The organism is Actinomyces sp. oral taxon 849 str. F0330 (genome assembly GCF_000239715.1).
GTDB classification, from domain to species: Bacteria; Actinomycetota; Actinomycetes; order Actinomycetales; family Actinomycetaceae; genus Actinomyces; species Actinomyces johnsonii.
On sequence record NZ_JH470349.1, the window covers coordinates 270919 to 294801 of the forward strand.

The 23883-nt window shown below is 64.7% G+C and carries 15 protein-coding genes; 8 read left to right on the top strand and 7 right to left on the bottom strand.

What is annotated here, in order from left to right; genetic code table 11:
* Positions 1 to 85: 85 nt before the first annotated feature.
* On the bottom strand, positions 86 to 1564 hold the full coding sequence (locus HMPREF0975_RS03180; RefSeq protein ID WP_009232690.1) for a CCA tRNA nucleotidyltransferase: 1479 nt from the start codon (positions 1562 to 1564) through the stop codon (positions 86 to 88).
* A gap of 176 nt (positions 1565 to 1740) precedes the next feature.
* Between HMPREF0975_RS03180 and HMPREF0975_RS03185 the strand changes: the two genes are divergently transcribed.
* The 8 genes from HMPREF0975_RS03185 (at position 1741) to HMPREF0975_RS03220 (ending at position 14660) form a co-directional block, all read left to right on the top strand.
* Positions 1741 to 2250 carry an NUDIX hydrolase gene (locus tag HMPREF0975_RS03185; protein WP_009232692.1) on the top strand — a complete coding sequence of 170 codons (510 nt, stop codon included), beginning with the start codon at positions 1741 to 1743 and terminating at the stop codon, positions 2248 to 2250.
* Positions 2247 to 4751: a DUF6049 family protein gene (locus tag HMPREF0975_RS03190; protein ID WP_009232693.1), complete on the top strand. Its 2505-nt coding sequence runs from the start codon at positions 2247 to 2249 to the stop codon at positions 4749 to 4751. Before HMPREF0975_RS03185 ends, HMPREF0975_RS03190 begins: the two co-directional genes overlap by 4 nt.
* Positions 4748 to 9058 (top strand): murein biosynthesis integral membrane protein MurJ, encoded by a 4311-nt coding sequence (locus HMPREF0975_RS03195; RefSeq protein ID WP_009232694.1) that lies wholly within the window; start codon positions 4748 to 4750, stop codon positions 9056 to 9058. The genes HMPREF0975_RS03190 and HMPREF0975_RS03195 overlap by 4 nt, the downstream gene beginning before the upstream one ends.
* Positions 9059 to 9144: 86 nt before the next feature.
* A complete protein-coding gene (trxB, locus tag HMPREF0975_RS03200) occupies positions 9145 to 10071 on the top strand; it encodes a thioredoxin-disulfide reductase (protein ID WP_009232695.1) in 927 nt (308 codons plus the stop codon).
* 98 nt (positions 10072 to 10169) lie between these two features.
* On the top strand, positions 10170 to 10496 hold the full coding sequence (gene trxA / locus HMPREF0975_RS03205; RefSeq protein ID WP_009232696.1) for a thioredoxin: 327 nt from the start codon (positions 10170 to 10172) through the stop codon (positions 10494 to 10496).
* 216 nt (positions 10497 to 10712) lie between these two features.
* Complete coding sequence (gene thrC, locus HMPREF0975_RS03210; protein WP_009232697.1) at positions 10713 to 12152, top strand: threonine synthase; 1440 nt, start codon at positions 10713 to 10715, stop codon at positions 12150 to 12152.
* Between the two features lie 238 nt (positions 12153 to 12390).
* Entirely contained in the window at positions 12391 to 13704 is a 1314-nt protein-coding gene (locus HMPREF0975_RS03215; protein ID WP_009232698.1) for an aminotransferase-like domain-containing protein, read from the top strand.
* 8 nt (positions 13705 to 13712) lie between these two features.
* The gene (locus tag HMPREF0975_RS03220) at positions 13713 to 14660 is read left to right on the top strand and encodes a D-alanine--D-alanine ligase family protein (RefSeq protein WP_009232699.1); all 948 of its coding nucleotides are present in this window, start codon (positions 13713 to 13715) and stop codon (positions 14658 to 14660) included.
* A 3374-nt stretch (positions 14661 to 18034) separates the two neighbouring features.
* Here the strand turns inward: HMPREF0975_RS03220 and HMPREF0975_RS17275 are convergent.
* The 6 genes from HMPREF0975_RS17275 to yidC all read right to left on the bottom strand — a co-directional run bounded on the left by HMPREF0975_RS17275 (position 18035) and on the right by yidC (position 23833).
* On the bottom strand, positions 18035 to 18316 hold the full coding sequence (locus HMPREF0975_RS17275; protein WP_442852325.1) for a hypothetical protein: 282 nt from the start codon (positions 18314 to 18316) through the stop codon (positions 18035 to 18037).
* Between the two features lie 371 nt (positions 18317 to 18687).
* Positions 18688 to 20328: a ParB/RepB/Spo0J family partition protein gene (locus HMPREF0975_RS14630; protein ID WP_009232702.1), complete on the bottom strand. Its 1641-nt coding sequence runs from the start codon at positions 20326 to 20328 to the stop codon at positions 18688 to 18690.
* Entirely contained in the window at positions 20328 to 21230 is a 903-nt protein-coding gene (locus HMPREF0975_RS03235) for a ParA family protein (protein WP_009232703.1), read from the bottom strand. Before HMPREF0975_RS03235 ends, HMPREF0975_RS14630 begins: the two co-directional genes overlap by 1 nt.
* Positions 21231 to 21336: 106 nt before the next feature.
* On the bottom strand, positions 21337 to 21981 hold the full coding sequence (rsmG, locus tag HMPREF0975_RS03240; protein ID WP_009232704.1) for a 16S rRNA (guanine(527)-N(7))-methyltransferase RsmG: 645 nt from the start codon (positions 21979 to 21981) through the stop codon (positions 21337 to 21339).
* 2 nt (positions 21982 to 21983) lie between these two features.
* The gene (locus HMPREF0975_RS03245) at positions 21984 to 22607 is read right to left on the bottom strand and encodes a Jag family protein (RefSeq protein WP_009232705.1); all 624 of its coding nucleotides are present in this window, start codon (positions 22605 to 22607) and stop codon (positions 21984 to 21986) included.
* Positions 22608 to 22660: 53 nt separating this feature from the next.
* A complete protein-coding gene (gene yidC / locus HMPREF0975_RS03250; RefSeq protein WP_009232706.1) occupies positions 22661 to 23833 on the bottom strand; it encodes a membrane protein insertase YidC in 1173 nt (390 codons plus the stop codon).
* Positions 23834 to 23883: the final 50 nt, after the last annotated feature.

Sequence of the window (23883 nt, forward strand, 5' to 3'; positions counted from 1 at the left end):
CGCGAGCGCGGCCAGGTAGCAGCGGGCCCCGATGCCGACGACGCCGACTCGCAGTTCTCTTGATGCTTCAAGCACTCTCTCACCCTCAGCTCTTCTGACGGGCCGCCCACCAGGAGCGCAGCGCCTGCCGGGCCAGGTCCTCGCCGATCGGCCCCTTCTCCATGCGCAGATCCATGAGGAAGCGGTAGGCCTCGCCGACGATCGGCCCGGGGGGCACGTCGAGCTCGGCCATGATCTGGCCGCCGTCGAGGTCGGGGCGGATGGCGGCCAGCTCCTCGGCGGCGCGCAGGGCCTCGATGCGCTCTTCGAGGTCGTCGTAGGCGCGGTCCAGCATGGCGGCCTTGCGGCGGTTGCGGGTGGTGACGTCGGCACGGGTGAGCCGGTGGAGGCGTTCCAGGAGTTGGCCGGCGTCGGTGGCGTAGCGGCGCACGGCCGAGTCCGACCAGGCGGAGTCCGCATACCCGTGGAAGCGCAGGTGGAGCTCGACCAGGCGCGAGACGTCCTTGATGGTCTGCTTGTCGAAGCGCAGCGCCCGCAGGCGCTTGGCCGCCATCCGGGCGCCGACGTGATCGTGGCCGTGGAAGGTAACAGTGCCGTCGGGCAGGAAGCGGCGGGTGGCGGGCTTGCCGATGTCGTGGAGGATCGCGGCCAGGCGCAGGACCAGGTCGGGTCCGGGGACGGGCCCGTCGGGACCGGTCTCCAGGTCGATGGCCTGATCCAGAACGGTCAGGGTGTGCTCGTAGACGTCCTTGTGGCGCTTGTGCTCGTCGACAGTCTCGCGCAGGGCGCTCAGCTCGGGCAGGACGACGTCGGCCACGCCGGTGTGGACCAGCAGCTCCAGTCCGCGTCGGGGCTGGGGGCTGACCAGCAGGCGCTCGAGCTCGGCGCGCACGCGCTCGGCGGAGACGATTTCCAGGCGGGAGGCCATGTCCTCCATGGCCTTCATGACGTCCATCTCGACGTCGAAGCCGAGCTGGGCGGCGAAGCGGGCGGCCCGCATGATGCGCAGGGGGTCGTCGTCGAAGGACTGCTCGGCGCTGACGGGGGTGCGCAGCACGCCGGCGGTCAGGTCGGCCAGGCCGCCGCAGGGGTCGATGAGCTCGAGGTCGGGCAGGCGCAGTGCCATGGCGTTGACGGTGAAGTCGCGGCGGGTGAGGTCCCCGGCGAGGGTGTCGCCGTAGGTGACCCGGGGTTTGCGCGAGCCGACCTCGTAGGCCTCCGTGCGGTAGGTGGTGACCTCCACGATGGTGCTGCCCTTGCGCGCACCGATAGTGCCGAAGGCCCGGCCCATGTCCCAGGTGGTTTCGCCCCAGGCGGCCAGGATCCTCTCGGTCTGCTCGGGGCGGGCCGAGGTGGTCAGGTCCAGGTCGTGGGGGGCGACGCCGAGGAAGGCGTCCCTCACGGGCCCGCCGACAAGCGCGATCTCATGCCCGGCGCGCACGAAGGCGTGCCCCAGGGCGGCCAGGGCGGGGGGCAGCCCCTCGAGGGCCGCTCGGGCCCGCCGAGTCAGGCCGCGGTTCTCAGCGGAGTCCATGGGATCGGAGGGATCGGGGTGCGCAGTCATCGGCCCAAGCCTGCCATGAACCCCGCCCGGCGCGCCGTCGTCGACAGCATCGTCGGCACCGTCGTGAGGACCGTCTCGCGTATTTCACACATGCCGCGCCCACGGGTGGTGCGGCTGTGTGCGACGACGTACTCGGCCAGAGACATCCGGCGGCCTCGACGCCCTAGAGTGTCCCTATGCCCTCGCCACGCACTCGCACACCCCGCGCCGGAAACCCGGCTCATCGGGCGAGTGCGCGCGCTTTGCCGATCGTCAACGAGACCAGTGCCGGAGGCCTGGTCGTCGACGTTCAGAACGGGCAGGCCTTCACGGCGGTCATCGCCCGGCGCAACCGGGGCGGCCGGTTGGAGTGGTGCCTGCCCAAAGGGCACCTGGAGGGCGCCGAGACACCCGAGCAGGCCGCGGTCCGCGAGATCATGGAGGAGACCGGGATCACCGGCCGGGTGCTTCTGCACCTGGCGACGATCGACTACTGGTTCGCCGGTCAGGAGCACCGCGTCCACAAGGTGGTTCATCACTTTCTGCTGGAGGCGGTCAGCGGGACCCTGACCACGGAGAACGATCCGGACCACGAGGCCGAGGACGTCGAGTGGGTCGCCCTGGACGACGTCTCCCACCGTCTGGCCTATCCCAACGAGCGCCGTATCGTGGCCGCGGCCTGGGACATCCTGGTGGGGGACGGATGACCTGCGCCACCAATCTGTGCGCAAAGGCGGTCACCACGCTGGGCTCCGGGCTGCGGAGCAGGACGATGGTGACCATCGCCGCCCTGCTGGGCGTGGTAGGCCTGGTGGCGTGGCCGCTGATAGCCCTGCCGGCAGCGTGGGCGGACTCTGCTCCGGCCAGTGCCCCGGGCGCTGGACCCGCCGGGATCTCTGCCGACATCGCACCCGGAGCGCCGACGAAGCCGTCGATCTCACCGTCGGCCCCGGCGGAGAAGACCCTGAAGACCGGGCCCTCGGACCAGAGCGCCGAGGACTCGCAGACCCCGCGCACCAAGGTGGTCGCCGACCAGGTGACCTTGAGTATCGATGCCCTGACCCCCGAAGTGCTGCACAGCGACCAGGACCTGGTGCTGAGCGGCACCATCACCAACGGAACCGGCCAGGTCGTCACCGGGGTGGATCTGGTAACGCGAGTACAGCGATCCACGGAGGTGACGAGCCTGGGGCTGACCAAATGGCTGAACGGGACCGACGAGTCGGGGCTGTCGGATCCGTTGACGGTCCCATTGGGGCACGACCTCCAGCCGGGCGAGATCACCCAGTTCTCCATCACCGTTCCGGCCGACGAGCTGCCGCTGACCAGCGCCGACCAGTGGGGGCCGCGCGGCATCGCCGTCAAGCTGGAGTCCCAGGGCGGCTCCCTTGCCCAGGACCGCAGCATCCTCGTGTGGGACAACGGCGCCTCCATCGCCCCGGTACGCCTGACCGCCTTCATCCCGGTGACCGCCTCCGCACAGGAGACGGCAGTTCTGGCCGGTCCGCGTAACCAGGAGCGCAAGGAGGCCCTCACTCGTATCCACAGCCGGGTCCTCGGCCTGCTGGGCATGGCCGGCGACGGCGTCGTCGTGGCCGTCGACCCTGCGCTCGTCGAGGCCCTGGGCGTGACCTCGGCCAGCCTAGAGGAGGCCGCCCGTAACGGCGGTTCCCGGCCTTCGGCGTCCGAGGGTGCCCCTCAGGCACCTCAGGGTGGCGACTCATCATCGCCGTCCACGGCGGAGCCCTCGGCGAATGCCGGTCCATCGCCGAAATCCTCAGCGCCGCCCTCGCCCTCGGCGAGCGCGACCGCGACATCGCCGCCGACCAAGACCCCCGACGACGTCACCCAACTCTCCGCCGCCCTTGTGCGGGCCATCGGCACGGGCAGTCTCGTGGCCCTTCCGTGGGGCGACTCCGATACCGCAGCACTGGCCCATCTGCAGCAGACGAGTCTCATCGAGACCGCCACGCAGCGCACCCGGGAGTCGGCCATCGTCAAGGCGGGGGCGCCGGCCTCACTGGCCTGGCCGGCCTCCAGCATCACGGACTCCGCCACGGTCGACGTGCTGCCGCAATCGACATCCACCATCATCGCCTCACCGACCTCTTTGCCGGTGGCCGATGAGCTCACCTACACCCCCTCCGGACTCGGTGCGCTCGGGGACCGCGCGGTCCTGCTCCCCGAGCAGTCCCTATCCGAGGCACTCGCCAGTAGGACACCCGAGGTCGGCACCGCCGACCAGGCTCAACAGGCCGCCCCATCTACCCAGACTCCTCAGGCCGCGGAGCTCGATACCCGCCAGTTGCTGCGCGGCGACAGCGCGATCCTGACCCGTCAGGCCCCGGCGCTCGAGCGCGACATCGTCGTGGCGATGCCCCGTCAAGCGGCCTCCAGCGCGGACCCCACCGCTCTGCAAGAGCGCGTGGACGCCCTGCACTCCACCTCTTGGGCCCAGCCCCAGTCCTTGAGCGCCCTCGAGGAGCACGCCCGGGCGGAGGTCGAGGCAGTCGATGAGGGGACCTCGGGGATCGAGCGCTCCGAGCCGCCGGACAGGGTGACCGACAACGACGAGCTGCCCACGGCGACCCTCGCCGCGGCCGCCGGCACGGCCAGCACCCTGCAATCGGTGTCCTCGGTGCTCTCCGACCCGGCTGCGCTGCTGGGCGACTACACGGATCTGGAGGCCGTCGTCTCCTCGGCGTCCTGGCGGGCTGACTCCGCCACCCGTGACGCTCAAATTCCGACCGCCGAGGCGGCCGGAGCAGGCGTCACATCCTCGCTGGCCGCGGTTCCGTCGTCGACCATCAACCTCATCAGCTCCGAGGCCCAGCTGCCGGTGCGGATCACCTCGTCCCTGGACCAGAACGTCACCGTCCAGGTCTACCTGGTCTCGGACAACAAGCGCCTTCAGGTCCCACGCACCACGACCGTGACCGTTCCCGCGCACCAGCAGGCCAAGGTCACGGTGCCGATCCAAGCCGTCGGCTCGGGCGACGTGGGCCTGACGGTCCAGGTGCTCGCCGCAGACGGCACCACCGTGGGCACGCCCACCACCGTCCACATGAGAGTCCGTGCCGACTGGGAGAGCCGGGGCACCGGCATCATCGTCGGCATCCTTGTCTCCATCGTGGTGATCGGTACTGTGAGGACAGTACGACGAGGCCGCCGCACCGCGGTGACCCCGGCAGCACAGGAGACGGCATGAGCATGATCAAGCACGCACGGGCCAGGCGCTCCTCCTCCCGGGGGCGCAGCCAGGCGTCGCTGGCGCGATCCTCGGCCATCATGGCCTCGGGAACCCTGGTCTCCCGCATCCTGGGCATGGTGCGCAACGCCCTCATCGTGATGGCGCTCGGCGCCACCGGCTCGGGGGCCGCCGACGCCTTCAACACGGCGAATAACCTGCCCACCTACCTGTACAACATGATGATCGGCGGGATCCTCAACGCGATCCTGGTACCACAGATCGTTCAGGCGCTGCGACGGCGCAACGGCGAGGAGGTCGTCAACCGGCTCCTGACCGCTGCGGCCACGCTCATGCTGGTGGTCACCTGCATCGCTACCGCGGCCGCACCCCTCATCTTCGCCATCAATGCCAACTCCTTGGCCCAGGGGCAGTGGAGCACGCTGTCCTTCGCCTTCGCGTTCTGGTTCATGCCGCAGGTCTTCTTCTACGGTCTGTACGCGCTATGGGGACAGGTTCTCAACGCACGCTCGAGCTTCGGGCCCTATATGTGGTCCCCGGTGCTCAACAACATCATCTCGATCGCCTCGATCCTGGCCTACCTCCATATCTACGGCCGGTACACCACAGGCCAAGGACCTGAGGTCTGGGACGTTTCCCGGATCACGCTTATCGGGGCGACAACAACCCTGGGTATCGCCGTTCAGGCCTTGATTCTCTACATCCCTCTGGTGCGCTCCGGATTCCGGCCGCGCATTATCTTCGGGGTGCGGGGCCTGGGGCTGGGCAAGACCGTCAAGGTGGCCCTGTGGGCGCTGGCCGGAGTGGGCGTGGCCAGCCTGAGCAACTGGATCACCTCCAACCTGGGCTCCTACGCGGTCACGGCCTCCGAGCAGCCCGAGTACGCAGACGTCATCGTGCCCTCGACCACCATGTGGCTCAACGGCTATCTCATCTACATGCTGCCGCAGTCCCTGGTGGTCACCTCCATCATCACCGCCCTGTTCACCCGTATGAGTGAGAAGGCAGCGGCCGGGGACGCCGCCGGAGTGCGTGAGGATCTCTCCCTGGGACTGCGCTCGGCGGGTGTCTTCACCGTGCTGGCCACGGCGGGCATCTGCGTCCTGGCCGTCCCGGCCCTCCAGCTCTTCACGCCGTCAATCACCCTGCCCGAAGCCCAGGCCAGTGCCCCCATGCTCATCGCCCTGGCGCTGGGCATCGTCCCGCAGGGCGTCTGGTTCGGGACCCAGCGGGTCATGCTGGCCTATTCCGACACCAAGCGGCTACTCCTGGCCGACGTCGTCGTCGGCGTCATCCCGGTGGTCCTGTGCATCATGGCCTACCTCATGGCCCCGGCCAACCACTGGATGACCTGGGCGGGAGCGGCCAACACGATCAGCCAGATCGGGGGCTGCGCGGTGGTCATCCCCATGATGCGCTCCCACCTGCCCAGCCTCGATGGCCGTAAGATCATCACCACCCACTTGCGTCTGGTCATGGCGGTGGCGCCCGCGGTCGCCGCCGGGATCGTCCTCAATCTGCTCATGGGCGATGTCGATGGAGACTCCTCCTTGGGCAAGATGCTCGCGGCCTTCGGACACATCGCCATCGTCGCGGCCGTCATGTCGATCATCTACCTGCTCATGGGGCGCGTGGTGGGGATCGGGGAGATCGCCGTCGCCTTCCGGCCCTTCTCACGGATCCTGTCCGCGATCGGTCACCGTCTGCCCGGTGCGCCCGGGAGAGTGGTCCTGGCGATCGCGGCCTGGTTGTCGCCGCCGGAGCCAACGACGCACGCCACCGCCCAGATGCCCGCAACTCAGGCCGCGCCGCCTCCTCCTCCGCCGCCGGCACGGTCCACTGCCGCCCAGTCAGATTTTTCGACGGGTCCGGCCGCATATGGTGCTGTTGGCTACACCTCCGGCTCCGCCCAGGCGGCCACACCCGCACCGCCGCCCCCCTCGCAGGCGCAGACCAACCCCTGGGGACAGCCGGGTCAAATGGGTCGGCAGCCCGCTGGCGGTTGGCCGTCACAGGCACCTGCGGGTTACGCCCAGGACGGACAGCCGGCCTACCCGCTCGCGCCCCGACCACCGGCACCCTCGCAGGCAGCGGCCCCACCGCCGCCCACGAGCGCCGACTACGCGGCCGACGCTTCCCGCCGTTCCCAGACTCCCGGACGCTTCCCGGGCAACACTCCCGGAAGTATCCCGCCCTCGCTGCCCGCCAGCATTCCCCCTTCCCGGGTGGCCACAGGACGGTCCGCCGCCCACCCTCCCCATGCCTCTGCCCACACGAGCCACATCACCCCGGTTCGGAGCCCTCAGACGGTTACGATGGGATCAACCGGTTCAGATGGACAACCATCTCAAGGAAGGAGACGCATGTCGGAGGCGACGCCGATCGGCAGTGGTCGCTACGGGCTCCTGGGAACGCTGTCCACCACGCTGCCGCGTATTGTCAGGCACCGTGGCGTTGACACGATCCTGGATCGAGACGTCACGATCCTGGTTCTCACCGATGCGACGCTTCACCGCGACAACGTCCTGGAGTCGGCCAGTAGAGCGGTGCTGGTCGAGGATCAGCGCCTCCAGCTGGTCTACGACGTCGAGCGCGCCGAGCCCTCGGTCATCGTCACCGAGCCGCTGACCGGACGCACGTTCTCCTCTCTGGTCTCCCGGGGCATGCTTCCCGCGCAGGCGCGCTCGATCATCGGCGAGACAGCCCAGGCGCTCGACGCCGGTGCTCGTAGGGGCCTGCATCACCTCAATCTGTCTCCCGAGTCCATCCGCGTTCTTCCCGATGGCAGGATCAAAGTCAGCGGTCTGGGGATCGAGGCCGCCGCGCTGAACCTGGAGAGTCGGGTGGCAGGCCATGACCCGTCGGCCGCCGACCGCGCCGATGCCCGCGCGCTGGTGGAGATCCTCTACTACGGCCTGACCGGCCGGTGGCCGGGCAAGCGCCCCGGTATTCCCTCCGCACCCCGTCTGGGCGGCGTCCCGGTCAAGCCCTCCACGCTCGTGCCAGGGATCGACCCGATCCTGGACGAGTTGTGTGAACGCACCTGGAGCAGCCAACCACCGATCTCCGCAGCCGAGGTGGCCCGTTCGCTGGGCACCTGGGACCCTGTGGTCGGCTACCACGAATCGGGCTCGATGCCGATTCCCGCAGCCTCGCAGCGTCCATCGCCGTCGGCTGGTGTTCCTGGCAGCGCTGTAAATGCCGGTGCCACCGCCGGAGCCGCAGGAGCCGGGGTCGCCAACGCGGCACGTGGAGTTCTGGATCGGCTGCGGCGCAGCGGTGCCGGCAAGGGGGCCACGGTCGCCCCGACGGCGAACCCGTCAGCGACTGCACCCGTTCAGCCCGGCCAGGCGCCGTCGCTGCCAGCTGGCGCCGATGCGCCTGCGGACGCCACCGCAGTCATCGAGACCTCCTCTGTCAGTGCAGGCGCGACCGCACCACCCGCAGCCGCATTCGACCCGCAGCACTCCGGATCTCCGGCGGCGCAGGAGCATCCGGCCGACGACACCTACGTCCAGGTCACCGGGCCCGCGAACCCGATCCCGAACGTCCTGTCGACCGCCTCCGAGACCGTCCCCGGACCCGCACCGGTTCCGGCCGAGCCCTTTACCGGTAGCTTCCCGGCCTTCGAGGATGACGACGAGGAGGAGATCGACCCCGAGGCGGCCCGCCGGGAACAGCGCACCACCGGCAGCGTCCTGGTCACGCTCGTCCTCATCGTTCTGGTCTCGCTGGGAGCGGCCAGCTACATCGTGTATCAGACAATCGGCATCCCCTTCGCGGACAAGGACCGCGCGGCCGCGGATACCGTTCCCTCGACCAGTTCCCAGAACGCCGGCGGTGGCGGGCAGCAATCTGCGCCCGCCACCGAGGCACCTGCAGTCCCACCCGAGATCGCCAGCGTGAGCGTTGTCAACAACCCGAGCTCCCAGGCTGCCAACAACCAGAAGTACCTCAATGACGGAGACACCAGTCGTCCCTGGTTCTCCCACAACACCAGCAACCCGGAGCTGGCACAGCCGATCGATATCGAGATCAAGCTCAAGTCTTCCGCCAAGGTCTCGCAGATCGACCTCCAAGGCACCAATGAGGGCGGGCAGGTCGAGGTCCGCGCCACGGACATCAACAACGCCGGTGGCGGCACGCTACTCGCCCAGGGCCCCTTCACCGCGGGAAACACCACCTTCACGATCGACAAGCCCCAAGAGGTCGACACCATCGTCGTGCGGGTGACCCAGCTTCCCAAGAACAATGTGGCCGATGAGTTCCCCTACAAAGCCACCGTGACAGAGGTTACAGTCAAATAAGCTTAGTCATGGGAACAAGCTTAATTGATTACTAGTTGCACTGGGTGTCCGCGTAACGCGGCCATCGCCCGCCTGTCAGGAGAGTCATGATTCACGACGTTGTCATTGTCGGATCCGGCCCCGCCGGCTACACGGCAGCCATCTATGCGGCCCGCGCCCAGCTCCGCCCAGTCATCCTGGCCGGTTCAGTGACCGCGGGCGGCGCCCTGATGAACACCACCGAGGTGGAGAACTACCCCGGCTTCATCGAGGGAATCATGGGCCCCGAACTCATGAACCAGATGCAGGAGCAGGCCGAGCGCTTCGGCGCCGAGGTCCGCTACGAGGACGTCACCGATCTCGAACTGGAGGGCGGCATCAAGCGCGTCACCACCTCCGACGGCGTCTACGAAACTCGCAGCGTCATCATCTCCACCGGTTCGGAGTACCGGCACCTGGGCATCGATGGGGAGGAGCGCCTCTCCGGTCACGGCGTGTCCTACTGCGCCACCTGCGACGGGTTCTTCTTCAAGGACCAGGACATCGTGGTCGTCGGCGGTGGGGACTCGGCGATGGAGGAGGCCACCTTCCTGACCCGCTTCGCCCGCTCCGTCACCGTGGTCCACCGCCGCGACGAGTTGCGAGCCTCCGCCGTCATGGCCAAGCGCGCCCAGGAGGATCCGAAGATCTCCTTCGCCTGGAATTCGCGCGTCGTCGAGCTCCACGGCGAGGACTCGCTGACCGGCCTCACCCTGGAGGACACCGTTACCGGCGAGCGCCGCCAGCTCGAGGCCACCGGCCTGTTCGTCGCCATCGGCCAGATTCCGCGTAGCGAGCTCGTCTCCAAAGTGCTTGAGCTCGACGAGGCCGGCTACATCAAGGTCGAGGCCCCCTCGCAGCGCACCCGCATCCCCGGGGTCTTCGCCTGCGGCGACGTCGCTGACCCCACCTATCAGCAGGCGATCACGGCAGCGGGGTCCGGTTGCCGCGCCGCCCTGGACGCCGAGCATTACCTGACCACTCTGCAGGCCTGACCCGACGCCGCGCACTTTAGCTCAACGGACGGCGCCGTCGAAGCTCCTGCTGTCCGTCTATCCCGACTCACCCATCCACAACGTCCGAGGAGAAAACCATGTCCGAGGCTCTCGCCGTCACCGACGCCACCTTCGAGGAGGAAGTCCTCAAGTCCGACGTCCCCGTCGTCATCGACTTCTGGGCCGAATGGTGCGGCCCCTGCCGCCAGATGGCGCCGATCGTGGACGAGGTCGCCGCCGATTTCGGTGACAAGGTCAAGTTTGTCAAGGTGGACGTAGACGCCAACCCGGCCACCGCCCGCTCCTACGGCGTGCGTTCCATTCCGACTTTCGCGGTGATGCGCGACGGCGAGGTCTTCCACCAGTTCAGCGGCTCGCGCCCCAAGGCCTCCTTCAAGTCGGAGGTGGAGAAGGTCCTGGCCTGACGCCGAACTCCCGCCAACCGCCGCCTGCCGACTCGACGCCGGTCCTGTCCAATCATCCTTCTCGGGGCGATGGACGGGGCCGGCGTCGTCTACGAGAGATCTGATGACGTGTCTCGTCGTAGGCGGGGCTCGTCTGTCGTCCGCGGTCTCCGCCCCGTAGAATCGCTCCGGAATCGCGGCGGTTTCACGGCGCGCGACACGGCAAGAAGGCAGCACATGCAGCACACCCAGTACATCTCGACCCGCGGCCGAATGGCACCGGCCGGGTTCATGGACGTTCTCCTGGCGGGCCTGGCGCCCGACGGCGGCCTGGCGGTCCCGGACCGGTTGGAGTCTCTCACCGCGGATCGGCTGGAGAACTGGCGACCGCTGGGATACGCAGATCTGGCCACCGAGATCATCGGACTGTTCGCCACCGATGTTCCACGTGACGACCTGGCCGCACTGACCCGGGCCGCCTACGGCGAGCCCCGGTTCCCGCAGCCCGTCGTCCCAGTGACCGCTCTCGGCGACGTCGCCGACGGTTTGGTCCTCGTGGGTCTATCCGAGGGGCCGACGATGGCCTTCAAGGACCTGGCCATGCAGTTTTTGGGGCAGGCGATTCCCTATGTGCTGGCCAAGCAAGGCAGGGTCCTCAACATCCTGGGGGCCACCTCCGGAGACACAGGTTCGGCGGCCGAGCACGCCTTCCGGGGTCAGGAGGGCGTCAGCGTCTTCATGCTCTCGCCGGCTGGCCGCATGAGCCCGGTGCAGCGGGCCCAGATGTACACCCTCCAGGACGCCAACATTCATAACATCGCAGTAAGGGGCGTTTTCGACGACTGTCAGGCGCTGGTCAAGGCCCTGAGCAATGACGCGGATTTCAAAGAGGCTCACCACCTCGGGGCCGTCAACTCCATCAATATCGGCCGGATCGCCGCGCAGGCCGTCTACTACGTCTGGTCCTGGCTACGAGTGACCGACGCAGTGGAGGAGGGGGCACGCGCCGGCTACCGCGTGGACGTGTGCGTCCCCTCAGGCAACTTCGGCAACATCTACGCCGGGTTCCTGGCCCAGTCCATGGGCGTACCGATCCGCCGACTCATCCTGGCCACCAATGAGAACAACGTCCTCGAGGAGTTCTTCACCACCGGCATCTATCGACCGCGCTCGGCGACGGACACGCTGGCCACCTCCAGCCCATCGATGGACATCTCGAAGGCCTCCAATCTGGAGCGCTTCATCTGGGCGCTGCTGGGGCCAGAGGCCTTCGTACAGCACTGGGCGGAGCTGGAGGCCACCGGCACTCTCGATCTGCGCGATCAGCTCTCACGCCTGGGAGAGGAGTTGGGTTTCGTGGCAGGAAGGTCGTCGCACGCGGATCGGCTGGAAGCCATCCGCACCGTCAAGGAACGCTCCGGCCGTCTCATCGACCCGCACACGGCCGACGGCATCACGGTGGCACTGCGCACCATGGAACCCGGTTTTCCAACCCTCGTCATGGAAACGGCCAAGGCCGCGAAGTTCCCGCAGACCGTGGCCGAGGCACTCGGGAAGGATCCGGAAACCCCCGACATCATCGCAGACCTGCTCACTCGGCCTCAGAAGGTGGAGACGATCGACAATGAGGAGGCCCCCTTGCGCGCTCTCATCGAGGAGCGGGCTCTGACCTCCTGAACCGGGATCGATCCCCCTTGGGGCGCCGCACCTGACGGCACCGCGCCGTGCATCGCTTCGGTGATGCACGGCGCGTCCTCATCCGCTGCCGTCGTCTCATGAGAAGCCGGTTCGGGCTCTCCTTGTTTCACGTGAAACACTGCGGATTACTCCCGGCCTGACCGTGTCCTGCCCGATGGCTCAGCGTGGCAGACTTGGGCTTACGGACGCAGTCATAGCGACCAAGGAAGGACCGCAGGTGAGTGAGGACAACAACCAGGTGAAGGGGAACCGGCTCGATCCGTGGCTGGACAGCTATGCCGCGCGAGCTCATGGTCTGCGCGCTTCGGAGACGCGCTCGCTGTTCGCCGTCGCCTCGCGTCCGGAGGTGGTGTCGTTAGCCGGGGGGATGCCGAATCTCAAGGACCTCCCGCTGGAGCGATTGGCCGAGGCCACAGCTGAGATGATCCGCAAGGATGGCGGCAGGGCGCTGCAGTACGGCAACGGTCAGGGACTGCCGCGGCTGCGGGAGCAGATCACCGAGGTCATGGCCATAGAAGGGATCGAGGCCTATCCGGAGGATGTCATCGTCACCACCGGGTCCCAGCAGGCGGTCGACATTATCACTGAGCTCTTCGTCGATCCCGGCGACGTCGTCCTGGCCGAAGCCCCCACCTACGTCGGTTCGCTGTCGATTTTCTCGACCTACCAGGCCGATGTGCAGCAGGTGTCCATTGACGCAGACGGAGTCATTCCCGAGGCCCTGGAGGAGACGATCGTCCGGCTTGAGCGCGAGGGGCGTCGTATCAAGTTCTTCTACTGCCTGCCCAACTTCCACAATCCTGCCGGAGTGACGCTCACGGAGGAGCGCCGTTCGCAGGTCATCGAAATCTGTCGGAGCCACCATATCCTCATCGTGGAGGACAATCCTTACGGCCTGCTTGGTTTCGAGGGTCAGACCTACACGGCCCTCAAGACCCTCGCGCCCGACGACGTCGTCTACCTCGGCTCCTTCTCCAAGATCTTCGCTCCCGGTTATCGTGTGGGCTGGGCGGTGGCCCCACCGGCGGTACGGGAGAAGATGAAGCTGGCCTCGGAGGCCGCGATCCTGTGCCCGTCCTCGGTGGGGCAGTACTCGATCTCGATGTACCTGGACCAATTCGATTGGAAGCAGCAGATCCGAGAGTTCCGGACGATGTATCGAGGGCGCCGCGACGCCATGGTGGCGGCGTTGGAGGAGTTCCTGCCGATGTGCCGGTGGAACGTCCCCGATGGTGGTTTCTACGTGTGGGTGGGGCTTCCCAAGGGTCTCGACGCCAAGGACATGCTGCCACGTGCAGTGACCAGCCTAGTCGCCTACGTCTCGGGGACGGCCTTCTACGCCGGCGGTAGGGCGGGGCAGGACCATTTGAGGCTTTCCTTCTGCTATCCCGAGCCCGTTGAGATCCGCGAGGGTGTGCGGCGACTGTCCGGCGTCGTGACCCGCGATCTTGAGCTGTTGGACCTGTTCGGTCCGACCAGCAGCCACCGTCCGTCCGAGGGCGTTCATGCGCCTGCTCCCGACCAGATCTGAGGTTGACGATGAATCAGTCCCCACTCCGTATCGCTGTTCTTGCCGGTGGATTGAGCCACGAGCGCGATATCTCACTGCGGTCGGGCCATCGTGTCGCCCAGGTTCTCAAACACCTGGGCCACACCGTCCTCGTCCTGGACATCGACGCACGCGCCATCGGGTCGCTCAAGACCTTCGGACCCGACGTCGTCTGGCCCTTGGTGCACGGTGGCCCCGGGGAGGACGGTGGACTGCAGAACGTGCTCATCGCCCTGGGATTGCCGTACGTGGGTACTCACTCCGACGGCTGTCAGCGGGCGTCCTTCAAACCAACAGCCAAAGCAAGTGTTCGCACCGGAGGAGTGATTACTCCTGACTCATTGACTCTTCCACATTCCTACTTCAGTCAGCTGGGAGCGCAGGAAGTGCTGACCGTCGTCGCGGGTCACCTGGGTCTTCCTGTCGTGGTGAAACCTCATCAAGGGGGCTCGGGACTCGGCGTGTCCTACGCGTCGACGGCGGACGAACTGAGGTCGGCCATGGTCGCATGCTTCGCCTATGACGAGCGAGCACTCATTGAACGCTACGTCCCCGGCACGGAGCTTGCTGTTTCGGTCGTGGACACGGGAGAGGGGCCACGTGCGCTTCCCCCCGTCGAGGTCGTGACCGATGGCCAGTATGACTTTGATGCCCGATACAACCCGGGACGCTCTGAATACTTCGTTCCCGCACGTCTGGATGACTCTGTCATCGACATGGTCAAGGACACTGCTATCACCGTCCACAAGACGCTTGGGCTCGGAAACCTCTCTCGAACCGATCTGATTCTCGACGAAGCGGGCTCGCCCTGGTTCATCGACGTCAATGTCATTCCAGGAATGACCGAAACATCCCTGCTACCAATTGCTGCGAAGGCGGAGGGCGATTTGGAGGACCTGTATGACGCGCTCGTGAGGAACCCGTTCGTCCGCCCCTAGGCCTTGTTTCACGTGAAACAAGCGGCTCCGCTCTGAATGACCGGAGCCGCTTGTTGTATAGAGAGGAGAGGGTGGTAGGGAACGACGGTGCAGCTACTGTCCCGTGCCTCTACTGCCGTCATACCGGTGATGAATATAGCCCGCAGCCCGCGCCGATGAAGGCTCCAACCACTAACCGCCCGGCCAGACTTCGAGGGTGCGGAAGGCGACATCCAGGAGCCTCATAATGAATCCCGTGATGTTTCACGTGAAACCACGGATCGACATCGCAATGATGCGCTGCTCCACCGTCGCACCAGTGTCATGATCATGAGATCAGATACATCGCCCACGATGATGCCTGACGAACCGAAGGAACAGCCAGCACATCTTGAGCGCCAGCTCGCTCTGCTAGCGGGCTCCAGCCGTTCAGCACAACGGGACAAGGCCAGGTGTATCCACACGGCGTACCTTTATCTCCTTGTCTGAGGCATCCTTCTGACCGTCCTTGTTCTCGTCAGGTTCGTTCCGGTCCTCCTCCTCAAGGGAGGGGGCTGCCGATGAACGCCGCATGATTGCCACTCACCCGACTCCGAGAAACAGTCGATCTTGTTCCCACCGGTGCAGCCGCCACAATCACGGTTTCACGTGAAACATAGTCTTCCCATCCGCAATGAGTAGACCATATGGATCAGAGACACCGCATAGCAGACGACATCGCCCGAGTTCCCGCAAACACGCGGGCCTCTCCCACTGGGCCATCCTGATGCCAACTTTGGCAGCGGCCTTCTTGTGCCGGGCATGGTGTCTCCTGTGCGTACTCGTTTCGACTCGAGCCGGGACCGTCCGCTGCATAAGCCAGTGTGCCAGTATGAGGGGAAACATACGAAGAGGAGCCGTATTGAAGCTATTTGTTTCCCGTGCAGAAACGGACTCGTTCCAGACCAACCAGTCAACCGCGCCTCTTGCTTGCATGAGATCATCCGGTTTCACGTGAAACACGATTCAGCATGACAGCGCTGGCAATCAGCGGTCCATCCTCCTTGATCAAAGTCGAGCTCCCCACCGAGGCTTCTCAGGATGCGCATCTCGTCAGAGATCAATGAACTGAGGTCTCACTGCCGACTACTCCGCCGACGTCACCTCGCTATTGCGTTCAACATCTTCTGCAATCACATCTGCGCCGACTCGTTCCCCACTCTCCTCGGCGAGGCGGCAACAGAGTAGGGGCGGGGTCCCAGTCGATGGTCACAACCACATCTTGGATGATGCGCAGATCAGTATCGCCAGCTCAGATCACCAAGCACTTGGCCTCCCAGATCCTGTTTCACGTGAAACCACCCCTCTCCCACGATCTCTCATCTGATCAAGGAGCATCCACAGCGTTCACTGAAGATGCCACCAACGTAGTAGCGAGACTCTTCAGCTTCTCTTTGCGGTGCGGTGATGGGGAGATTGGGAAGGTGCTCTTCTCATACCCATCCCTACACAGTCCTGCGCCCGCACATCGTTATAGAGACACCCCTCATCGTCCTGAAGAAGAGTCACATCGTCAGCGATGATGACCGCCCACTGCCGGAGTTCCTCGTCCGACCATCACATCCTGGGTATCGCTAACCCTGGCGGCACAGTTGTCCTATTCGACCGGTTTCGGAGCAGTCGTGTTTCACGTGAAACCGGAGCCTACTACAAGCAAATCTACGTGCGCGAGCCGCGTCAGATACTGCTCGCAAGCTCTACCCCGCAGTTCGCTCTCTCTCGGCGGTCGCAGATACCGCTAAGACGCTGAACGAGCATTCCCAGTATGTTGCCTCATCGCCTCAGTGATCAAGGATGGTGAGACTCCAGACTGGGCAAGGGTGAACGCAAACCAACCCGACGCCGATGAATTAGTCCCTCATGAGATTCACGGCGCGACCCACAACGCATGCTCGATCAGTTCAGACCCGATCATGTTTCACGTGAAACCGAAACCGATCTGCGTCCTTTCAAACCTCGATAGACGCATGACACCCTTCGACAGCATCACTCGACCGAGCGTCCGCCGGTTGCCGCATCGACTTCAAGAGAAGCCGGAGGAGAAGTGTCACCTTCCACCTCGTGCTTCGTTCTGCAGGTCAGATCATCCTGGATGAGAGACAGGACGGTAGGTCACCGTGCCGTTGCCTCACCCCCTCCTGCCGCCAAGTCTCGAGATGAGTAGTCATCGATCAAGGCACTACCCACGTGGAATCAGGCGACTGTTGGCCGCCGTATCAAGCTCCTGGGACACCCCTTCATTTCAGGCGCTATCCGCACTCTATGCGCGCCCTCGGTTTCACGTGAAACAGCTGGTTCCGGATATCACCCGTCCTCCTTCGATCTCAGGTACCCGGCCGCTGTTCCGCTTCGCAACAGCGTCTACAGATAGACGGCCTCTCATCGGGTGCAGCTGCGGCGCGGCGCAGTGTCTCTCACGCCAATCTGACCGCATCGATCAAGCCGATAGCGAGGGGCCCTCCTGCGTCGTTAGAAGGACAGGGCTACGGAGTATTTCATGCTCATCGTCATCCAGCACCTCTCACTTCGTACCTTCGGTTTCACGTGAAACCAGCGCTGCACTCGTCCTGTGCCAGACACTCACGGAGCACACCAACGGCATGCGAGATGCGATTGTACGAGGCCCAAGACAAGCGATTCAGACATCTGCTGCAATCGACGAGCAGTTCTCAACTACGGAATCGAACGACCTTTCTGCAGCGGTATCGCTTCAGTCAGGCTCTCACCTTCTCTACCTTCGAGGATCATCTATTCTCCTCCCTCCCCCGGGGGAGGATGCCAGCGTTTCGACAGTGACGTGATGACGAACGGGATGACAGGCTCGTAGGTACCGTCGGCGTCATCAACAGGCTTCATTCCCAAGACACTCGGGAACCGATTCTGTTGCCCAGCCCTTCTCCCAGCGACACTCGGCGAACATCTCATCGCCGATGGACAGCCAGCGGACACTCAGGTCAGGGATGAAGCGCCACTTGGTATCCGTCCCACTAGGTCAGCTGCACCTTCCACACATTCCCGGTTCTTCTCAGTTCAGTCACCTGATTCAGAAGCTGTCGGGTCATGGCTATACACGCCTGTGTTTCACGTGAAACACGTACATTGTCGCCCACTCGACTGCAGAATAATCGCGTCCTGGTCCTCTCTCGATCAGCCGAAGAACGTGGGAAGCTTCCTCAGCTGCTTGTCGTCAGACACACGATGCATCTGACGCCAGGAGTTGGCAGAGTTGGTTTAAGTAGTGGTCGGGTTAGTGGTCTGATAGCTCGTTTGGGGCGTCTTGACAGGGGTCTGGTGGTTGAGGCGATAGCGGCTCTGGCCCCGCAGGCCAGGCGGCGATGGCTTCGGGTTGGGTGTGGTCATGGGTAGGGAGCAGACCCGGGGAAGTCCACCCAGGTGGGGATCTCGATGGCCTTAACGGTGCGCCGCACCCGCCGCTCGTGTCCGGTGTCGACCCAGGAGGTGGACGGGACGTTCTTCCACGGCAGGGCTTTGAGAGTGCGGTGCAGGGTCTTCTGGTTGCCCAGAGGCGTGAGAAGGTAGTGACCACCCCGGCCGACGATCCACTCAGCTGTGTCTACCTGGGTGTGCATCGCATCGGCGGTGACCACCACCCCGTCGAGGTCCAACGGTTCGAGCAAGACCAGTAGGGAGGGGACCTCTGGTTGGACTTGTTCTCCACCCGCTCCTGGGACAGCACGGCGCCGGTGGCGTGCTCCCGTGTCATCGTCCCTACAAGACCTGCGCTCCCGTCTCAGTGACACACCATCCTGGCCAAACCGACTCAGCCGCCCTCACCCACCGACTTTGCCGACCCCTGCGTCTAACTCAGAGCTCTCTATAGGGCAGAGTTCTCGAGCCGGAGCACTCCTTAGTTTCACGTGAAACATCGGGCGCATATCCCTTATGTGCATGAAGCGGAGCATGAACGAGAACTGGTCTCTGATCGATAGCACGTGGGGTCGAGGCAGTACTGCCTCGACCCCACGAGTGTTCGTAGGCCTGGTACGGTCTACTCTTCGTCGAGAGACGTTCCCGGCGCCAGCGCACCGACGATGCGAGCAAGATCCTCATCACCAGCGAACTCGATGGTGATGCGCCCCTTCTTCGCCCCCCGGGTGACCTTGACGCGAGTATCAAATGCATCGGAAAGCCGCGTCGAAAGCGCAGGGAGAGGAGTACTGCGGGCACGTAGAACTCTCGGCTGATCCGAGCCCGGATCCGATTCCTCATGAAGAGCAACGAGCTCCTCCGTGGCACGAACCGAAAGGCCCTCGGCCACGACTCGCTGAGCGAGGCGCTCCATCTCCGCGGCATTCGGAAGGCCAAGGAGAGCGCGGGCGTGTCCGGCTGAGATGACATTCGCAGCAAGTCTGCGCTGAACCAGCGGCGGCAGCTTCATGAGCCGCAGCGTGTTGGAAATCTGAGAACGAGACCGTGCAATCCGCTCCGACAGTTCTGCGTGGGTGCACTGGAAGTCCTCCAGCAGCTGCTGATAGGCCGCAGCCTCTTCAAGAGGATTGAGCTGAACGCGGTGCAGATTCTCCAGCAGTGCGTCCCGCAGCATATCGACGTCGTCGGTATCCCGGACCACTGCCGGGATCTTTTCCAAGCCGGCTTCCTTAGAGGCGCGCAGGCGACGCTCACCCATGATGAGCTCGTAGCGCGGATCCTCTCCCTCAGCGGTGTGGACCTCCCTCACCACGATCGGCTGGAGAAGCCCCACTTCCGCGATGGAGGCGGCAAGTTCGGAGATGTCCTCCTCATCGAATACCTGTCGAGGCTGGCGAGGGTTCGGATGGATCAGGCCGACTGGAATCTCTGCAAAATGCGCGCCGGGTACCGGAACGAGATCAGGACCATCGCTTTCAGCGGCATCGAGATCATCGTAAGTAGTGGCATGTTCGTCGACACGAGCTTCTGGTTCAGCTGGCTCAGTGCCGGTTCGAACGGCCTCGGAAGGAGAGGGCTCAGATTCCTCGCTCGAGGACTGCTTCTCCGCGGTTTCACGTGAAACAGGAAGATCCTCGGAGGTATACATGCTCTGCGAGGCAGGCGCACCACCAGCGTTATCAACCGCGTCCACGTCATCGCTCGCTGACGTCTCGGTCGCCACGGGCGCTGCTTCAACGGTCTCTGATTGTGGTTGCAGCTCGTCGGCCTTCGCCTCCTCGGCAGCCTCAGAACTTCTCTGGGTCTCCTCCGATGCCTTCTTCGACGAACGCTTCTGCGTCACGGTACTGGTAGACCGGCCATGCTTCGTCGACGTCCCAGCCGATGTCGCCTTTCCATCCTTCGTCTTGGAAGCACGCGTCCTACCGGCGGGATCCGCGGCGGTTTCACGTGAAACGGACGTCGTCCGCTTGTTCTTCCCCGTCGTCTTGGATGATGTCGAGCGGGTCTTGGAGGCACGTTTCCGCTGGGACGGAGCCAGAAGTGTGGCAGTCAGATCGTGAGTATTCCGGCCCTCCTGTGCAGCATCAGTGTCAGGAGCAGAGTCGACGTGTACTTTCTCGCCCCCGTTGTGGATCTCAGCTTCCCGCGACTCGGGGAAGAACACGTCCGAAGGGCGGGAAGCAGATGCCTTCTCCTTCTGCGCGTCTGGAATCAGCGCCTCCAGACCCCGTCCAAGTCCGCGCCGTTTCTGAGCCATTAGGCTTCCTCGCCTTCATTTCCGGGGGCGCCCCGTAGGGCAACCTCACGAGCCATTTTCTTATACGCAATCGCGCCGGTGGACCGGGGATCCCAGAACACCACAGGAGCGCCGAAGGAGGGGGCTTCGGCAACACGAATCGAACGCGGAACCTTAGTGTCCAGCGTCGCGTTAGGGAAATAGGAACGAACTTCGGACTCCACTTCACGAGCCAGAGTGGTACGCCCATCGAACATGGTCAGCACGATCATCGAAACACCCAGACCCGGATTGTGAATGCGAGCGATCCGATCGATGGAGCGTGTCAGCAGGGCCAGTCCCTCGAGGGCGTAGTACTCGGCCTGCATCGGAATGAGAACCTCGTCAGCGGCAACGAAGGCATTGATCGTCATAATGCCGAGACTCGGCGGGCAGTCAATGATGACGTAGTCAAGAGGGTCCTGTCCGTCGGTTTCACGTGAAACCAGGTAGTCCACCAGTGCGCGCCGCAGCCTTGACTCCCGCTCCGCGGTGGAAATCAGTTCGATCTCCACGGCGGCCACGTCGATCGTTGCAGGAACGCACCATAGTGTCTCGCAGAATCGGGTCTTGGCCACCACATCCTTGATGGCCATCCCATCGACGAGCACGTCGTATATGGATGCCTTGTCATCATCGTGCTCTACCCCCAGCGCCGTCGAGGCATTGCCCTGCGAGTCGGCATCGATGACGAGCACATGCAACCCTCCCTCGGCCAGAGCCGCGGCGAGATTGACGGCCGTCGATGTCTTTCCGACGCCGCCTTTCTGGTTTGCGACCGCAACGACGCGGGTCCGCTCGGGATGTGGGAACTCTCCACCCGCTACCTCGTCAAGGGCGAGGTGCTCGGCCTGGAGCTGATCGAAGATAGACGATCCGGACAAACCTGCTTCTCCTCGGACGACAACCCAACGGCCCGAGCCAGTCGGGCAGTTACGAGTCTACGCGAGCAGGTCGATCCTTACGCGTTACACGAACGCGCGCCGTATCTCACCGGTTCTTCGGGCGGCGAATCTCAACAACGGCAGTAGTTTCGTCACCAGCAGTAACGATCTCATGAATCACAGCAACTGATAACTTTGCCTTTTTAATCACATATTTGGCATCATCGACTTCAGCCTGTGCCCGCATTCCCTTCAGAGCGAGCAACGCGCCCCCCGGTCGCAGCAGCGGCGCCGTCAGTCTGACGAGCTTGGACAGGTTCGCGACCGCCCGAGCCGTGACCACGTCATAGCGGTCTTTAATCTCCTCAGCCCGCGCACGCCGAATGGTTACGTTGTCCAGGCCCAGCTCCTCCACGACGTCGGACAGCCACTGGGTGCGGCGCTCCATCGTCTCGATGAGCGTCACATCGAGGTCGGGTCGCAGCAGGGCGACGACGACGCCGGGAAAGCCGGCCCCGGAGCCGACGTCGGCCACGCTTCCACGAGCCGGCAGGAAGGGGACGACGGCGGCCGAGTTAATGATGTGCCGGCTCCACAAACGGGGAAGCTCACGCGGCCCCACGAGGCCGCGCAGCTCGCCCTCCTCAGCGAGCATCTGCGCGAAGTGCTCCGCCGCCGCGAAGGAGACCCCGAAGATCTCCCGCATCTCCGGCGTCGGCTCCTCCACCTGCGCCCGCTGTTCCCCGGTCATGCTCAGGCCCGCTCGACAGCCGGCTCGTCTCCGGCTTCCTCGGTCTGGTCGCCGTCGTTGATGTCATCACCATCCTGGTCGTCCATCTCATCGGCCGGCAGGACCACCACGTACCGGTGCGGTTCGGCGCCCTCGGACTCGGAGACCAGTCCGGCGGCGGCGACGACGTCGTGGCACACCTTGCGTTCGAAGGGGTTCATCGGCTCCAGGCTGACGGGCTCGCCCGAGGTGAGCACCTTGGTGACCGCCTCCTGAGCAACCTTGGTGAGCTCGATCCGACGATCGGCCCGGTAACCATTGATGTCGAGCATGAGTCGGGACCGGTTGCCGGTACGGGCCTGAACCGCGAGACGGGTCAGCTCCTGAACGGCCTCGAGGACTTCGCCGTCGCGCCCCACGAGATCGGCGAGTTCGCGCTCATCGCCCTCCTCAGAGGCGACCACGGCGATCGAGGCGCGCCCGTGGTCGACATCGATGTCGATGTCACCGCCCAGATCGGCGATGTCGAGGAGCTCCTCGAGATAGTCGGCACCGATCTCACCCTCCTCCTCAAGGCGCGAGACGGTGCTACTCACAGGGTTGCCTGCGCTGTGGTGGGAGGAGTCGTTGCTGTGCTGCTCACTCATGTTGTCATCCGTATCTGTGATGGGAACCGGGTTGTCTCGCCGCTGAGCAAGTCTCAACGGTTGCGCTTCTTCTTCGCCTGAGCCTTGCGTCGGGCTGCCGCCTCACGACGTTGACGGGCGCGGCGCTCGTAACGACGTCGAGCGATCTCCTCGTCGCTGAGGCCATGACTCTTGGACGATGCCGAGTCTTCGGAATCAGTCACCTCGTCGGTTGCATCCTGCTCGACGTCGGGGCGGGCATCGCTGTTCTGGCCGCCGGTCTTCTTCTGCCGGTTCTTACGCACTGGCTGCACCCGCTGTCCGCCTGTGCGTCCCTCGGCCTCGGCCTTGGCGGCTGCCTCAGCCCGTTCCTCCTCCTCCAGGGAGGGCAGGCCCTTGCGCGCCCGCTTGGCGTTAACCCGGGCGCGGTACCTCTTCTCGGCCTCGCTGCCGGGCGCGGGCATGTTGCGGATGGTGAAGAACTGCTGCCCCATGGTCCACAAGTTGGAAACGACCCAGTAGACGAGCACACCGATCTGGAAGTTGACGCCGGAGACGGCGAAGATCACCGGCATCACGTACATCATCATCCGCTGGGAACGGATCATGGGGTTGTCAGAGTTGAGGGACTCCGTCGACATGTTCTTCATCGACAGCTGCGCCATGGTGTACCACTGCGTCACCGACATGATGATGATCATGGCGACCGTAACGATCTTGACCTGGGTGACGGAGCTGTTCATGAAGGACGAGGACAGACTGGCGCCGAAGACGCTGGAGGCCTGGACCTGCTTGGCCAGCTCCATCGTGAGCGGGCCGATCGAGGGACGCCCGTAGTCGCCGGTGGCAACCGCGCCCAGGGAGGCCAGAACCCGGAACAGGGCGAAGAAGATGGGCATCTGCACCAGCAGCGGCAGGCAGGAGGCCATGGGGTTGGTCCCGTGCTTGCGGTAGAGCGCCATCATCTCTTCGTTCATGCGCTGGCGCGATTCGGGGTCCTTCTTGCCCTTGTACTTGGCCTGAAGCGCCTGCATCTCCGGCTGGAGGAGCTGCATCCCGCGCGAGGCCCGAATCTGCTTGACGAACAGCGGCATGATGAGCAGCCGCACCACGATCGTCAGACCGATGATGGACAGCACCCAGGCGACACCCGGTCCGTCGGGGAACCCGATGAGAACCAGACCCTTATGGATCGTGACCATGACCCAGGCCACGGCCACCTTGAGGGGCCATAGCAACGTGTCCATCCGTACTCCTTGTATGAAGGTTCTCGTGCGAGAGCGGTATCAGTGTGGGC